This window comes from Membranihabitans marinus, from assembly GCF_019802045.1.
Lineage (GTDB): Bacteria > Bacteroidota > Bacteroidia > Chitinophagales > Saprospiraceae > Membranihabitans > Membranihabitans marinus_A.
In genome coordinates this window covers 1-16,779 of record NZ_JAHVHU010000006.1, presented here as the reverse complement: position 1 = coordinate 16,779, position 16,779 = coordinate 1, and the positions used below count along the sequence as shown (strand labels likewise).

General features: G+C 44.2%; 9 protein-coding genes. 5 read left to right on the top strand and 4 right to left on the bottom strand.

Annotated elements, in window-relative coordinates; all coding sequences use genetic code 11:
* Positions 1-46: 46 nt before the first annotated feature.
* The 4 genes from KUV50_RS06040 to KUV50_RS06025 form a co-directional block, all read right to left on the bottom strand.
* The gene (locus KUV50_RS06040; RefSeq protein WP_222579204.1) at positions 47-988 is read right to left on the bottom strand and encodes a T9SS type A sorting domain-containing protein; all 942 of its coding nucleotides are present in this window, start codon (positions 986-988) and stop codon (positions 47-49) included.
* A gap of 200 nt (positions 989-1,188) precedes the next feature.
* Positions 1,189-1,746 (bottom strand): dihydrofolate reductase family protein, encoded by a 558-nt coding sequence (locus KUV50_RS06035; RefSeq protein WP_222579203.1) that lies wholly within the window; start codon positions 1,744-1,746, stop codon positions 1,189-1,191.
* A 344-nt stretch (positions 1,747-2,090) separates the two neighbouring features.
* The gene (locus KUV50_RS06030; protein WP_222579202.1) at positions 2,091-2,852 is read right to left on the bottom strand and encodes an exodeoxyribonuclease III; all 762 of its coding nucleotides are present in this window, start codon (positions 2,850-2,852) and stop codon (positions 2,091-2,093) included.
* 237 nt (positions 2,853-3,089) lie between these two features.
* Positions 3,090-5,513: a TonB-dependent receptor domain-containing protein gene (locus KUV50_RS06025; protein WP_222579201.1), complete on the bottom strand. Its 2,424-nt coding sequence runs from the start codon at positions 5,511-5,513 to the stop codon at positions 3,090-3,092.
* Positions 5,514-5,749: 236 nt separating this feature from the next.
* On the opposite strand from KUV50_RS06025, the gene KUV50_RS06020 reads away from it, so the two are divergent.
* The 5 genes from KUV50_RS06020 (at position 5,750) to KUV50_RS06000 (ending at position 16,380) form a co-directional block, all read left to right on the top strand.
* Positions 5,750-6,418 (top strand): metal-dependent transcriptional regulator, encoded by a 669-nt coding sequence (locus KUV50_RS06020; RefSeq protein ID WP_222579200.1) that lies wholly within the window; start codon positions 5,750-5,752, stop codon positions 6,416-6,418.
* Positions 6,419-6,701: 283 nt separating this feature from the next.
* Positions 6,702-8,351 carry a glucose-6-phosphate isomerase gene (pgi, locus tag KUV50_RS06015; RefSeq protein WP_222579199.1) on the top strand — a complete coding sequence of 550 codons (1,650 nt, stop codon included), beginning with the start codon at positions 6,702-6,704 and terminating at the stop codon, positions 8,349-8,351.
* A complete protein-coding gene (gene manA, locus KUV50_RS06010) occupies positions 8,339-9,547 on the top strand; it encodes a mannose-6-phosphate isomerase, class I (RefSeq protein ID WP_222579198.1) in 1,209 nt (402 codons plus the stop codon). Before pgi ends, manA begins: the two co-directional genes overlap by 13 nt.
* A gap of 696 nt (positions 9,548-10,243) precedes the next feature.
* Positions 10,244-14,818, top strand: coding sequence for a glutamate synthase large subunit (gene gltB / locus KUV50_RS06005; RefSeq protein WP_222579197.1), 4,575 nt, complete (start codon positions 10,244-10,246; stop codon positions 14,816-14,818).
* A gap of 98 nt (positions 14,819-14,916) precedes the next feature.
* Positions 14,917-16,380 (top strand): glutamate synthase subunit beta, encoded by a 1,464-nt coding sequence (locus KUV50_RS06000; protein ID WP_222579196.1) that lies wholly within the window; start codon positions 14,917-14,919, stop codon positions 16,378-16,380.
* Positions 16,381-16,779 lie beyond the last annotated feature (399 nt).

Below are 16,779 nucleotides of genomic sequence, written 5' to 3'. Positions count from 1 at the left end.
GTTAAAGGTATAACTTTTTAAAGAATGAATTTTTAAGTGCAACCACTTATTGAGCGATCACGACCTTTTTATTAGTAAGCAGATTTTTGTCTGCATTAAATATTTCAAGGATGTATGCCCCGCCTTGTAAATTGGAAATGTCCAATGAAGTTTCCCGAGCATGATCAAGGAAACCCGATTTGACCATTTTACCGGTCAGATTGAAAATTCTATAACGCGCATTCCCCAATTCTGATGGGTCACCGGATATCCGTAACACGGAGTGGGCCGGATTGGGGTACAGTCGCAATACCAGTTCTTCCGGTTGCTGATGATTGGAAGATCCCACTTCGAAAGGGCATTCTTCAAAACCTTCGAATCCATTGAAATGGTAGACGATTTCGTCATCAGTCATTTTGCAAATCAGACCTTCATCGAGCACGTCACAATTTATATTGTAATAGTTTGCTGACAAGCCTGCTATCGAACCAACTCCTTCGATCCAGATTACTTTTGAATTGCTGTCATTGATGTTTGACAAATGAAATACACGCTTTCCGGTGGATACTGTATTTCCACACACGACGGCAGTCGTACTGATAGAATCCAGCAAAAGGTCGGTATTGACTCCAATGTGAATCGTGTCGCCCGGTTGTTTGCTAAAATCGTAGTACACGGTTTCAGGGTTGATCGAACTGGATGAGTTCAGGCTATAGACCTTGCGCTCCTCGGTATCTTCTCTGAAAAATCCACTTAAATTGGTATAGGCCGTATCCTCTTCGGCGTAGTACCAGTCGCTTAATAATTTGATGTAGGTCTTTCCATTGACTGTGGTATCGCCGTCGGTATAGATCTTCAGGGTAGTTTTACCTCCGACTTCACCAAAATCGGTATACTGGTACCAACCTGTGGCTTTGTTGCCAAACATGGGCACATAATCAGCATCCTGAGCTACCACTGCGGTAGTCATCGCTGAAAATAAAATAATGAGTAGAGTAATTTTGTTCATGGTTGATTAAATTATGTAGTCTTATAAGTTATATAACGGAACTGCAAATGTGGAGAATTATTGCAAATAAAGAAGGCAAATGATAGAATTTAACTAGAACTTATTTTATACCTAGTGTCCTATATATTACATTTCTTTGCTATCTAAAAACACGTGCTTGTTAGTTGATTACGTCGAAGTAATGTGTTGCTGCTATAATCCTAACCCTTCTGAACTTGTTTGAGATACAGCTGAACAAATCCATTTTCATAGACGACTGAATCATAGAGTCGATACCGTTTGTCAAATTCCTTCCCGTGCAGAATGCGAATACCATCGCCCAGGGTTATGGGGATATAGGTCAGAACCAATTCATCAATGAGGTCATGTTCTGAAAGAATGCTGTTGATTTGGCCACCTCCAACCAGCCAAATGTCTTTGGCATCTGGTTTGTTCTTAAGCTTTTCGACGAATGAAACAATTTCGGAGGTTACGAAGGTGACATTGGGGTCGTCCGGCACTTCTTTTTTTCGGGTGAAAACATAGTTTTCTGAACTGTCATAAGGAAAGATGTCAGCATGCCGAATGATGTCTTCATAGGTGTTATATCCCATTAGGATCGTATCAATACCCTCCAGAAACTGGTCATAACCATAGTCTTCCTTTCCTTCTGCATAGTCATTGTCATGGAGCCAATCATAAGTGCCATCCATGCGGGCAATGAAGCCATCCAGTGATAAAGCAGAATACAGTATGATCTTTCGTTTCGTCATGGTCATTCAGAAATTGCGTGTTTTGAGTCTGTAAATTTAATGACTATATATCAAAAGAACATAAACGGAAGCGGAAAAAAGTTATTTGAAATATTCGCCGTTTTATTCTTTTATCTTTGAGATGGACTTTAGTAGTGGCGATTTCTTCATCAGATCACGGCCTGAAGTAGTACTGTAAAATGTGCGACGACGTAAAGAAACACCTTGGTTGATACGACAACGAAAACCGGTTGGGGAATGGGGTGATGAGCCCGGAAGATCATTCGATAAAGTCACGTGTACGAAGGCACTTACCTCTACCCGATGGATGATATGCCAGGCAAAACCCACCCTAGCTATTCACCCAATAACTAAAAACTAAGTACCACCGGACAGTGATCACTGCCGTATATTTCTCCGAGAATCCCTACATCAGGATCCATTTGCTTGAGTTGCTCGCTGATCATAAAATAGTCAATTCTCCAGCCGACATTACGTTCTCTGGCGCGGAACCGCTGATTCCAAAATGTGTATTCCTGTTTGTCGGGATACAGATCCCGGTATTGGTCGTAAAAACCCATATCCAGTAACCGCTTGAACCCGTCTATTTCCACTTGTGTAAATCCGGCTGATTTATTGTAATTGGACTTCGGATTGGCCAGGTCAATTTCCTGGTGAGCCACGTTCAGATCTCCGGTCAGGATCATGGGTTTCTCAGATTGAAGTATCCGTTGCAGATAATTCGCAAAATCCTTGTCCCACATCGCCCTGTAATCCAGTCGCTTTAACTTGCTTCCACTATTCGGGACATATACATTGACCAAATTGAAGTCGTCATAACTGGCCCACTGGACCCGACCTTCCTGATCGTGTTCTTCCATATCAATATCCGGTGTGACATTATTCGGTTCGATCCGGCTTAGGATACATGTACCTGAATAACCTTTGCGGACCGCCGAGTTGTAATATATATGGTAATCCGGGATATCTTTCAAGGCTTTAGCGACCTGATCATCTTGGGCCTTAGTTTCTTGCAGACATATAATATCTGCGTCCAACTCTTTTAGTTTTTCTTCAAATCCTTTGCGCATAGCCGCGCGAACTCCATTTACATTCCAGGTAATTATTCGCATGGATCAGATGTTGATTTTTTTTGATATATTTTCACGTGCAAAGAAACAAAAATGTTTTCACTTGGCTTCCATATACCCCGGACGTTTTGGTTTGGCTGATTGGATAGGATCGGAAAAATGGTTGAGGTCGAAGATTAAAAAGTAGGCAATGCCGCAGCATTGGCGAAGTACGAAGAAGAAATGTGCTGTTTTTCCTCACAGGTACCGGTCAAAATCAAGCGTGCTGGATATAACGGGTTAAATTCCAAAATCATCAGTGCCGCCAGCATCATCGGATTGTTTCTGGTCATTGGATTTCTGTTGGTTGATCCTGTAATTGAAGTTTAGAGTAAGCTGACGGCTGCGCCATACAAAGGTTTCTTCCGTGTAGAATTCCGGACCTTCGGCATATCCTGAGTATTTCCGGGTGTTGAACAGGTCTCGGCCGGTCAGTGATATCGTCCCATTTCCCCGGAGGATATCTCTGGAGATGCCTGTATCCATGGAATATATGGCATTTCTTCTTCCCTGTGTGGTGGTTCGTGGCGCTCTGTAATCAAAGGAGAATTGAAAGTCAAATAATTTTGGAAATTTGAATTTGGCGGTGGTTTTCCCACTCATCGTTTTGGAATTACTATGGTAGGTTCTGTCCAGATAGCTGCCCTCCGTAATCGCTTGATAAAAATTCAGATTAATGGTGTATTGCAGCCATTTGAAAAAATCATAATTCATGTTCCATTCAATGCCGTAGGCGTTTTGAGTACTTAGGTTGACCGGTACTTCGAGTTCGATGCCTTCATCGGTAAATTGACTAATTCTTTCGATTACACCGGTACGATGACGGTAATAAACGCTGGATAGCAACGAGCCTTTGTCAAAATAATGCAGGTAGCCGGTCTCCAATGAGTGCGAATATTCCGGGTCCAGGTCAGGATTGCCCACCCGCCTGGAGCGATTATCACTGAAATTTGAAAAGGGGAGCAGCATCCGGAACCATGGTCTGCTCAATCGTCTGCTGTAGCTCAGTTGAAACTGATTCTCCGGATTAACTTCATACGTAAAGTGTGCGGTCGGGAAGAAGTCTGTGTATCTTCTATTATTGTCCCTGCGTTCATTCTCCAGCCGGGTAGTGATATCAGAATGTTCCAGTCTCAATCCGAATTGATAGGATATTTTATTGAATTTGTTTCCATAGATGGCATACGCTGCGTAAATGTTTTCGAAATACGTCAGGTTATCATCAAATTCCGGAAGAATGATCCATTCGTGGTTCTCATTTTGCTGCGTCACCTGAAAGTCATTGCTCACATCGCGAAGATTGGCCTTTAAGCCGGCTTCAAATCTTCCTTCTTCTCCTACCGGATCAATGTAATCGGCTTGAAAAAGAAAATTTTCTTCTCCTTCGATGTTATTGGAATTCTGTAACAGGTCATCCTCCATGTTGGTCAGAAACCGCTCACGGATGTCGGCGATTTCATTGTCCAAATTCCGCAACCATTTGAAGTCAGCAGTAAACTTTCGGTCTTTTTCATCAAAAGTCCTGGTATAATTGATTGCGGTTTCCAAATCATTGCCATCCTCATTTTCGACATTTACACGCTGACTTCTAGCCAATACATTTTCCTGGGCATCAAGGTCTCTGTAGTTAATCTCAGTTCTGTTTTTCCCATCCGAGAATCTGTAAATCCCGGAAGCGGTGATCGTACTATATTCACTGAGGAAAAAATCTGCGCCAAACTGATATCGATTGGATAATCCGGAGCGGTATCGGTCGGTCTCGCTTTTGTAAATTTGTATTCCTTCCGACCCCTCAAATCTTTGATAGGTCGAACCTCCCCCCGGTGATTTGCGATAGTACAAGCCGCCGTTAAGAAACAGATTGATCCAGTCATGGCGGAGATTGAAGTTGATTCCTGCTCCATAGTTGTGAGGATTTCCTACTGTGAGATCCACGGATCCGTGAAAGCCGCTTCGGTTTTCCTTTTTCATGACGATGTTAATGATACCTACTTCGCCTTCAGCATCATACCGCGCACTAGGATTGGTGATGATCTCTACACGTTCCACCATATCACTTTGAAGCTGACGAAGCGCATCAGCAACGTTATTTCCGAGCAGTCCCGATGGTTTCCCATCCACCAAGATACGAACATTTTGACTGCCTCGAAGACTGACATTGCCTTCGACATCCACAGCCACTGAAGGAATATTATCCAGCAGATCAGAGACATTCGTTCCTGCATTCGCCAGATCCGCACCTACATTAACGACGCGTTTGTCGAGCTTGAGTTCCATCTGGCTGCGTTGTGCGGTAATTTCAATTTCGTCGAGCAGCGTACCTCCCGAACCCAACTGAATGTTCCCAAGAGGGGTTCTTCCGGATTGGTTCATGTCATCGACGCGAATCACCTGATTTCTGTAAGACAGGTATTTGATATGAATCGTATAATCTCCATGTGGTAACTCAGTTTTAAAGTAACCAGTTTCGTCCGCGGAAAGACCGGCAATCAGTGTAGAATCCAGATCATATACCTCTACAGAAGCATAAGGAAGCGGTTCTCCTTCTTGGTTAGTTATGGTACCGTCTATAAAAGAAGCATCGTTTTCCTGCGAGATGGCTGTACCAGCCACAACTAAAAGAATAGAAAAAGTAATTAAGATTCGGGAGAATAAGATTGACACTCGTTGTATTATGTTTTGGCAACTAATTGATTAGTACGTAAATATATTTATTGAGAGAGGGTTGTGTAAGACTGGGAGGTGATTTAACAATAGATTAGGAGGTTTTTATTGGCTTGCTGGGAAGATTGGATGCCAGACTCAGTATATTTATGGTTTGTTTGATTAGTTTGGAGCTAAGCGGTGATTTAAAAATGCAAACGTCATGCATTTGGTCCCGGAAAAAATACAGTGTAACCATGCACCACAATATTACCAAAAAGGAGGAAGATTATTTAAAAGGGCTTATGCATTTGAAGTGGAAGACCCAGGGTGGCCACATCGGGACCAATCAACTTGCGGATAGTGTCGGAGTAGCCCCGGCCACAGCAAATAGTATGTTGAAGAAGTTGAAAGAAAAATCCTGGGTGGATTATAAAAAGTATGGATCAATCAAACTGACTCAAGCCGGCGAGAATATTGCGTTGCAACTGATCCGAAAACATAGACTATGGGAGACATTTTTGTACGATACGCTTGATTTTTCCTGGGATGAAGTTCACGAGGTGGCGGAACAACTGGAACATATTCGGTCGGAAAAACTAATCGAAAAACTCGATCAATTTTTGGGGTACCCCACACACGATCCACACGGAGATCCCATCCCAGATTCCCAAGGTAAATTCAAAAAACAATCCAAAAAAACCCTGGCTGAAATGCCGGTGGGGAGTATTTCCAAAATTGTGTCAGTTCGGGATACTTCCGCAGCCTTCTTGCAGTATGTAAGTCAACTTGGTATGGATCTGAAAACCCAGATAGAGATCCTGGGAAAGCAGGACTTTGATAATTCCCTGCACATCCGGGTGAAGCAGGATACGTATCGCGTGTCTGAAAAATTTTCGACCAATGTTTATGTGGTGCCGATTTAGGCATTAGAGTGCATCGTTTTGGGCTGCTTCGCCAATAGAATTCAGTTCAATATTTTTGATCACCCCAATTGGTTCCAAACGGCAAACGGCCGCAGGTCACCAAACTCCAAACAGCCACCGGCTAAAAATCCCAAACGGTGCCAACAACAAACAACCCACAAACAAAGAACGACCGTATGCTACAAACTCTATTTGTCTTTCGTGCAGGTACTAAATTTTCTATTCGGACGATAAATTTTATCGCTTTAATCTTCTTTAGTATCTTTGAATAAAATCAGTACAGATGTTACCAAAAGTCAATCCAACCCTTACTTCATCGTGGAAAAAGCTACAGCAAAAGAGTGAAGAATTGAGGAATCAATCCATTGTTGATCATTTTGAGCATGGAGATCGTGTCCAAGATTATAGCCTGAGTTTTCAGAATCTTTATTTGGATTTTTCCAAAAACTTGCTGGATGATGAAACGATCACATTATTGCAGGATCTGGCCAGAGAGTGTAAGCTCGACGATGCAAAAGAAGCTTTCTTTACCGGGGAACACATCAACGAAACGGAAGACAGGAGTGTGCTGCATCCGGCACTGCGAAGTCCCCGCGGTGAGAAGTTGATTGTAGATGGAGAAGATGTTAATAAAGCGGTTTGGACGGTTCTGGATCGTATGGCAGCTTTTGTTAACGACCTAACTGAAGGTGAATGGCGGGGATTCGATGGAGAACGAATTTCGGATGTGGTCAACATTGGGATCGGTGGTTCTGATCTAGGTTCGGTGATGGTGTACGAAGCTTTGACTCCGTATCATTCAACAGGTATTACTTGCCATTTTGTATCCAATATTGATGGCAATCAATTGCACGAAGTTCTTCAGAAAGTTAATCCCGGTCGGACTTTATTTGTGGTGTCATCCAAAAGCTTTTCGACGATAGAAACCATGACGAATGCCCGATCCGCACGGAAGTGGTTGCTGGAACATGGGGCCCAGAAGAGTGACGTTGCTAAACATTTTGTTGCAGTATCCACCAATGAAGAACGAGTAACTGAATTTGGAATTGACCGGAAAAATATGTTCGAGTTTTGGGATTGGGTTGGTGGACGATACAGCGTATCGAGTGCCATTGGATTACCGGTCATGTGTGCCATAGGCGTTAATCATTTTCATGAGTTTTTGGAAGGGTTGCATGAAATGGATGAACATTTCAGAAGAACACCCCTTGCTGACAATATTCCTGTGACGCTCGCACTTATCGGAATATGGTACAATAATTTTATGGGTGCCGAGACTGAAGCTATCATACCTTATTATCAGTATATGCATCGGTTTCCCGCCTATTTTCAGCAAGGTAATATGGAAAGCAATGGAAAAAGTGTGGATCGCACAGGCGCACCGGTGGACTACGAGACCGGACCGATTATTTGGGGTGAGCCCGGAACCAATGGACAGCATGCTTTTTTCCAGTTGATCCATCAGGGCACGAAGTTGATTCCCTGCGATTTTATAGGATTTGCTCAAAGCCACCATGATGCAGGTGATCATCATCAAATACTGATGGCGAACTTCTTTGCGCAGACCGAAGCACTGATGGTGGGTAAATCACATGAAGAAGTTTTAAATGACCTCAGAAAGCAAGGAATGAGTGAGGAGCAAGTACAATTCCTGGCTCCATATAAAGAGTTTAGCGGAGATCGACCGACTAATACGATATTGGTTAAAAAACTGACCCCGAAAAGTTTGGGGTGGTTGGTGGCGATGTATGAACATAAAATATTTACACAAGGCGTAATCTGGAATATTTTCTCATTTGATCAGTGGGGGGTTGAATTGGGAAAAAAATTAGCGAATAACATCTTGAGCGAACTGGGCCAGGATCAATCATCGGGAAAACATGACCCTTCAACGACCAACCTACTAAAAAAATTCAATGAATGGCGATCTTGAACAAAGATACCCTTTGTAAATTAACAGGATGCGTCCAAAATTATCCATGGGGCGGTGTGTCCTATATCCCTGAGCTTTTGTGTCAATCCAATGAACGTCAGGTACCCTTTGCCGAATTGTGGTTTGGCCAGCATCCCGCTTGCCCGTCAAAAGTGGTTGGTGGTACATCTTTGGGCGATTATTTGGCCACCTCGCCAGATTGCTTTTTAACTCCGGCCGAACGGGAACAATGGCAGGATGAACTTCCTTTTTTGTGCAAGATACTCGATGTCAGAGATATGCTTTCTATTCAAATACATCCCACAAAGACCCAGGCCATGGAGGGCTGGGACCTGGAAGAACATGCGGGAGTGGCGATTGGTGCGCCCAACCGGACCTTTCGCGACCGCAATCACAAGCCCGAAATCATGTATGCACTCAGCGAGTTTTACCTGCTTCACGATTTTAGAAGTGATGAGGAAATTCTCGAAGTTCTGAATCATCGACCACCCCTGGGTGAAATTGCTGAAGAAATCAGGAAGGTTGGACTACCTACTTTCTACCGTTCTTATATGCAATTGGATCAAAAAACTATAAATTCTAAGTTGCAATCTTTTGTCCGGTATGTGAAAAGATTGGAGGTGACAGAAGATCTGTTGAATCCTGATTATTGGGTAAAACAAGCCCTGAAACAATATTGTACGCCCGAGAAAATCGATCGAGGGATTATTTCATTTTACCTGATGAATCTGGTGCATCTATCGCCGGGTGAGGTTATGTTTCAGGACAGCGGGATACCCCATGCCTATCTCAGGGGGCAAAATGTAGAAATCATGGCAAACTCGGACAATGTGATCCGGGGAGGACTTACCTTCAAACACATAGATGCGAAAGCACTGAGTCGTCTGGTTTGTTTTGACGAACGAACGGTGCATTACCTTGAGCCAAATCAGGTCGACGCTTCTCGGAAAGTGTTTGTTCCCCCTGTTCAAGAGTTCGAATTTTCTGTGATCGATTTAGTGCCGAACAGAGAATACATATTTAAAGCTTCAGGCGTTTCTTTTCTATTTTCAACCTGCAATAATTTTTTTGTGTCTTCGCAGCATCAGAATATTAGGGTTACCGGGGGGGAAGGTGTGTTAGCGCGGGCCGGTCAAAAGATCGCATTAAAAAGCAAGGAAGAATCCCAAATCTTTCTGGTGAATCCCCGGTCCTGACAAATCAAAATAATCATGACTGGGGTTTGGCTGATCAGAATGGAAAACCTTGTCAACGCCGAACCCAGCAGATGTATGAGTCAAAAGTCAAACGTCACCCAAAATTGGGCTTTGTAATATGCCCAATTTTGGGGTTTAAACCATTAATACACTGCGTGCTATGTGTTATAATAAATGGACGTGGTGGATAAAGCGGGTTAACATAGTGTGGCGTAGTAAGTAATTAGGTTAAATTAAGCTGACGTGAGAAAAAAAAAGTCAAGCTCTGATGAACTTGACTCTGTGAATGAAAAAACCTAAAAGAACCTAAACTAGAATTTTGCTCCCCTTCAGGAGCTTTACATAACATATTATTGTTTATTTTTATACGTGTTGTGAAACAAATATATGATGAGCATTTTACATATGCAAATTATTTGTAATATATTTTTCAGAAAAAATAGCAGCACCTCATTTTGAGAAAAATTTGATGCAAAAAGAAGTCTTTTAGGGTGCGTAGATGTACCAATCAACTGAGAATAATCCAAGAAAAAATGCGTTAATAATCCCTGTTTAATTTAGAAACAGGTATATTTATTCTGCTTTTACTAACTTTGCCAAAGGAAATAATGATTATAAACTCTTGATAGATCTGGTGTTTTCGATTGTTGTTTTATCTTTGCCAAATAATTAACGATAGGAAAACTTCTGCGCTATATGAAACAATTCTCTGCTACTAATACTTCCTTCGCCCATAGTCTTTATACGCCACAACTGGAGAAAGATTCCTGTGGGACAGGTTTGATTGCTAATCTCAATGGCCAAAAAAGCCATCAACTGGTTCTTGATGCGTTGTCTATGTTGAGCTGTATGGAGCATCGAGGGGCAATTGGTGCCGATCCCAAAAGCGGGGATGGAGCTGGTATTTTACTCCAGAATCCACATACTTTTTTCGTGAAGAAATGTCGGGAAAAAGGTGTAGAATTGCCTGAATTTGGTAAGTATGGGGTAGGAATGCTTTTCTTTCCACGAGATAAAAACCTGCGTGATCAATGTCGTATCTTATTTAATGATTACATTGATGAGTCGGGATTTGAATTACTCGGTTATCGAAAAGTTCCTGTTGATCATGATGTGATCGGGGAAGTACCCCGGAGTGTAGAACCGCGGATCGAGCAGGTATTTGTCAAACCCAAAACAGATATGGAGCCGGCCGATCTGGAACGCAGACTTTACATCCTGCGTAAGTTTACAGGCCACAACATATGGCAGACATTCCCACAGACGGCAGATCAATTTTACATTTGTTCATTATCCTACAAGACCATAATTTATAAAGGGCAATTGACGACTTACCAGGTCAAGGAGTATTTCCTGGATTTGTCTGATCTTGATTTTAAATCTGCCATGGCATTGATCCATTCCAGATTTTCGACAAATACAGAGCCCAAATGGCGACTTGCTCAGCCTTTTAGATCCATAGCGCACAACGGAGAGATCAACACCATACAGGGGAACATCAACTGGTGGAAGGCGAAGGAACAAATATTAAAATCCGAAGTGTTTACCGAACACGAGCTGGAGAAGCTGAAGCCAATTATCTGGACAGGTCTTTCGGATTCCGGTTCTTTTGACAACGTACTGGAATTTCTTGTGCTCAATGGGTATTCTCTTCCGCATGCATTAATGCTTATGATCCCGGAAGCGTGGGAACACGATCCCCATATGGAGGACTATAAAAAAGCATTTTATGAATACAGTTCCCAATTGATGGAACCCTGGGATGGACCGGCCTCCATTTGCTTTACGGATGGGATCCTCATCGGTGCTACGTTGGATCGGAATGGATTGCGTCCTTCCAGATACTGTCTCATGGAAGACAATACTTTGATCGTTGCATCTGAAGCAGGCGCACTGCCCGTAAATCAGGCACATGTAGTTCTCAAAGGCCGGCTTCAGCCGGGGCGCATGTTGATCGCAGATATGGAGTTGAAAAAGATCATTGGTGATGATGAATTGAAAAGAATTATCTGTCAGCGATTACCTTATCGTGATTGGTTGGATGAACACAGCATCAATTTGGATGATCTTCCGCTGCACATTCCGGGGTATGTCGAAATCGACTCCAGGACGCTGATTCGAAAACAAAAAATGCACGGGCTGACCAAAGAAGATATCCGGTTCTTATTGCAGCCCATGGTGATCCATAAAAAAGACCCGGTCGGATCCATGGGGTCAGATGTACCTGTGGCTGTATTGTCAAGCCGGGCACAACATATTTCTAATTATTTTAAGCAATTATTCGCTCAGGTTACCAACCCACCGATAGATTCTATCCGGGAACGGTCTGTGATGTCGCTGAAAACCAAGTTGGGACAAAGCGGGAACGTTTTGAAACCAACAAAAGATCTTGCTTCTTTTATCCGGCTTGATTCTCCCGTGCTGACAAATGATCAGTTTAACAAAATAAAATACATTAATCATCCGGATCACAAAGTGGGAGTGATCGATCTGGTTTTTCGTTCTGATCAGCAGAAAGGCCGGTTGGAAGCAGCGCTGGATCATATATGTGCTGTAGCAGAAGATCTAGTACGGAACCACTGTGATGTTCTAATTCTTAGTGACCGGAACTCGGATTCTTCTTTAGCACCCATTCCGACGCTTTTGGCAGCCGGAGCGATTCATCATCATCTGATTCAAAAGGGGCTTCGCACGCTCACCTCGATCGTGGTAGAAGCAGGGGATGTGCGCGAAACACATCATTTTGCGACACTGATCGGATATGGAGTGGATGCTATTAATCCATACCTAACCTATGCGACCTTGGTAGAACTGAGCAAGGAAGGCGCGTTTGATGATTTACTGTCGGTGGAGACAGAAAGCCCTCTACCACTACAGCAGAACATCATCAATATATACAACAAAGCCGTCGAAAAGGGCATACTTAAGATAATGTCAAAGATTGGGATATCTACTGTGCAAAGTTATCAGGGCGCACAGATTTTTGAAATTCTGGGTCTTAATCAACATGTGGTCGACAAATGTTTTCGAGGGACCATTAGTCGGATAGAAGGAATTGGCTTCGATGAACTTTCTGTGGAAATCCTGCAGTGGCACAATCACGCTTTTCCTAAATCATCCATTGTGAAAAAAGACCTGGATGAAGGCGGAATTTATCAGTGGAAACGTCGGGGTGAAGACCATGTTTTCAATCCTCAAACCATTCATTTACTTCAGTACGCTACCCGAAAAGGGGATTATGAGATCTTTAGAAAATATAGTAAGCTGATCAACGACCAGAGCCGTCAGGCGATGACATTGCGAGGACTCCTCGATTTCCGTAAAGGGAGCTCTATCCCGATAGAGGAGGTAGAACCCGAAGAAACCATTCTCAAGCGATTTGTAACCGGGGCGATGTCATTTGGGAGTATTAGTTTTGAAGCGCATACTACTTTGGCCATCGCTATGAACCGGATCGGCGGTAAAAGCAATAGTGGGGAAGGGGGTGAAGATGAGATACGGTATACACCGCTGGAAAATGGCGATGATATGAATTCCGCAACCAAACAGGTCGCATCGGGACGATTTGGAGTGACCAGCCACTACCTGGCCAATGCCATTGAAATACAGATCAAGATGGCTCAGGGAGCAAAACCCGGCGAAGGAGGACAGTTGCCGGGCCACAAAGTTGATAAATGGATTGCACGGGTCAGACACTCTACACCGGGAGTGGGGCTGATATCCCCACCCCCGCACCATGATATATATAGCATTGAAGATTTGGCACAATTGATTTTTGATCTAAAAAATGCCAATCCGGACGCTCGCATCAATGTCAAATTGGTTTCCAAAGCCGGGGTCGGAATTATTGCTTCAGGCGTAACAAAAGCGCACGCTGATGCTATTCTTATATCGGGGCACGATGGGGGAACTGGTGCTTCCCCGCTGACCTCGATATCCTACGCCGGATTGCCATGGGAACTTGGTCTGGCTGAGACACAGCAAACGTTGGTCAAGAATAAGTTGCGAGACCGTGTTGTGGTCCAGACCGATGGACAAATGAGAACTGGACGGGACCTGGCGATCGCTACCTTACTAGGTGCAGAGGAATGGGGCGTGGCTACCGCAGCACTGGTGGTCGAAGGATGCATCATGATGCGAAAATGCCATTTGAACACCTGTCCGGTGGGCGTGGCTACCCAGGATCCTGTATTGCGAAAGCGCTTCACAGGGGATCCGGATCATGTCATTAATATGCTCACTTATATGGTGCGCGAGCTTCGGGAAATTATGGCAAATCTTGGGTTTCGGACAGTGGATGAAATGGTCGGGAAAGTGGAGATGTTAAAAATGAAAAAAGATATTGACCACTGGAAATATAAGCATCTTGATCTGAGCCCGATTCTTTATAAAGAGCCAGTAGATGAATCGGTTGGGTTGTACAGGACGAAAAAGCAAGATCATAAGATTGATAAAGTGCTTGACCGTCAGTTAATCATCCATTCCAAGCTGGCGTTGGAACAGCGGAAGAAAATCACGGGTGAATTCACGATTCGAAATACGGACCGGGCGACCGGAGCTATGTTGAGCCATAAGATTTCTAAGATGTATGGTGCAGAAGGATTGCCTCCGGGAACGATAGAGTATCGGTTCCGGGGCAGCGCCGGGCAAAGCTTTGGTGCCTTTTCTGCACGGGGTCTACTTTTTCGCCTGGAGGGCGAATCCAATGATTATTTTGGAAAAGGACTGTCTGGTGCTGTCTTGGTTGCCACCCCAGACCGAAAATCTGTTTTTGAGCCTTCAGAAAACATCATCATTGGTAATGTGGCGCTGTATGGGGCGACATCCGGTGAAGCGTACATTCATGGGATGGCCGGAGAACGCTTTGCAGTTCGGAATTCTGGGGTGAAAGCTGTGGTGGAAGGTATCGGAGATCATGGTTGTGAGTACATGACCGGTGGAATGGTGATTAACATCGGCACCTGGGGTAAGAATTTTGCCGCAGGTATGAGTGGAGGAACAGCGTTCGTCTACGACCGGGACAGAACGTTTCACCTGAGTTGCAATCGGGAAATGATCGATTTAGAACGACCTGCTGGTGAGGACTTGATTGCCGTGCGGCAGTTGTTGCGTAATCATTTTAATTACACTTCTTCCAGCAAGGCATTGGCCATCCTGCAAGATTGGGATCAACTCAAGAAATATTTTGTGAAGGTGATGCCGAAAGATTTGAAGAGAGTGTTGGAAGAGAAGCAGGAAGAAAAAATAGCGGAGCGGGTTTATAGTTTGTAGTCGATAGTCAGTAGAGGGTAGACGCAATAACACAATAACACAATAACCAATAACCAAAGCGCAGCGTCCCAAGAGCGCAGCGTTCTAAATACTAATTCATGGGCGATATCAAAGGATTTTTAAAATACACCAAAGAATTACCGGAAAAAGAACCGGTCAGCCAGCGAATAGAGCATTATCAGGAATTTATTTTGGATTTTCCTGAAGATAAAACACAAAATCAAGCAGCGCGTTGCATGGATTGTGGCATTCCTTTTTGTCACAATGGTTGTCCGTTGGGTAATGTTATTCCGGACTTTAATGATGCGGTATATCGAGGAGATTGGAAGGAGGCTTATGAAATCATGTCCACAACCAATAATTTTCCGGAATTCACAGGGAGAATTTGTCCGGCACCGTGTGAATCGGCCTGCGTATTGGGGATAAATCAACCACCAGTGACCATCGAACACATCGAGAAAAGTATTGCTGAAGAGGCCTTTAATCGTGGATTTGTACGACCTGAACCACCCGTAGTACGGTCCGGTATGCAGGTGGCTGTGGTGGGGAGTGGCCCCGCTGGTCTGGCGGCTGCAGCCCAATTGAACAAGGCTGGTCATGCTGTCACGGTTTTTGAACGCAATGATGAAGTGGGCGGGTTACTGCGGTATGGTATTCCTGATTTTAAACTTGAGAAATCTGTGGTCGAACGTCGGATCAAGGTGATGGAGTCTGAAGGGATTAAATTCCGGACGAATGCTAATGTAGGCGTTAATATTGCGGTGGAAGAATTGCAAAATGAATACGATGCCCTGGTGCTTACCGGCGGTTCTACGATACCCCGGGATTTGCCGATCAAGGGTCGTGACCTGGAAGGTGTGGAATTTGCGATGGACTTTTTGGAACAAAACAACCGGCGGGTCGCCGGAAAGCCCATTGGAGATAAAGTGATTCATGCCAAAGACAAACATGTCGTGGTGATCGGTGGAGGGGATACGGGATCGGATTGTGTGGGCACATCCAACCGGCATAAGGCGGCAAGCGTTACGCAACTGGAATTGTTAGTCAAACCTCCGGAAGAGCGCCACGAGTCCACGCCATGGCCCAGATGGCCATTGATGCTGAGAACCTCCTCATCTCACGAAGAGGGTGCTGACCGTTCCTGGGCTGTACTGACGAAAAAATTTATAGATGACGGCGAGGGCCGTGTGAAGGGATTGGAAGTGGTCGATATTGAATGGAAGAAAAATGAAGACACCGGCCGAAATGAATTTGTCGAGAAGGAAGGCAGCCAGCGGGTACTACCGTGTGACTTGGCATTGTTGGCCATTGGTTTTGTCCATCCCCAGCATGAAGGCGTGGTAGAACAGTTGGGACTCGAACTGGATAGCCGGGGGAATGTCAAGACAGATAACTATGAGACTTCGGTCGAAAATGTTTTTGCTGCCGGTGATATGCGACGGGGACAGAGTCTGGTTGTATGGGCCATCTCGGAAGGCCGGGAAGCAGCAAGGGCTGTTGATCTCAAATTAATGGGACATACAAATTTGGAGACCAAGGGACATCAGCATTTGGAGTTTTAGGGGGTCTTGCACCGACGCTAAGGCTTTAGCGCACGAATACGGCCGTTTGTAGGTTGTGGTTTGAAGACTGGACATAAGGGATTTGCAAGCCTATGAATTCCGAGGACTTGACAAAGTACTTGGGAGAACGGATTGTAAAGCCCGGTGTATTTAGTCCGAAGCTGTATGCTGGAAACTGGCACTGGAGGCTCGAGGCTGGATGCTAGAAACAGGATGCTGGATGCTGGGTGCTGGGTGCTGGGTGCTGGGTGCTGCTTCTTCGAAACCATTGGATACCCTCGGGCTTGTTTAAAATTTTGTGTATTCGCTCAAAATTGATTCTGATTTCATGAGTAAAGTTAAATAATCATTTTATGACTTTCACCCGATCCGGGAATAAGATAGTCAGTTGGTTAAAAA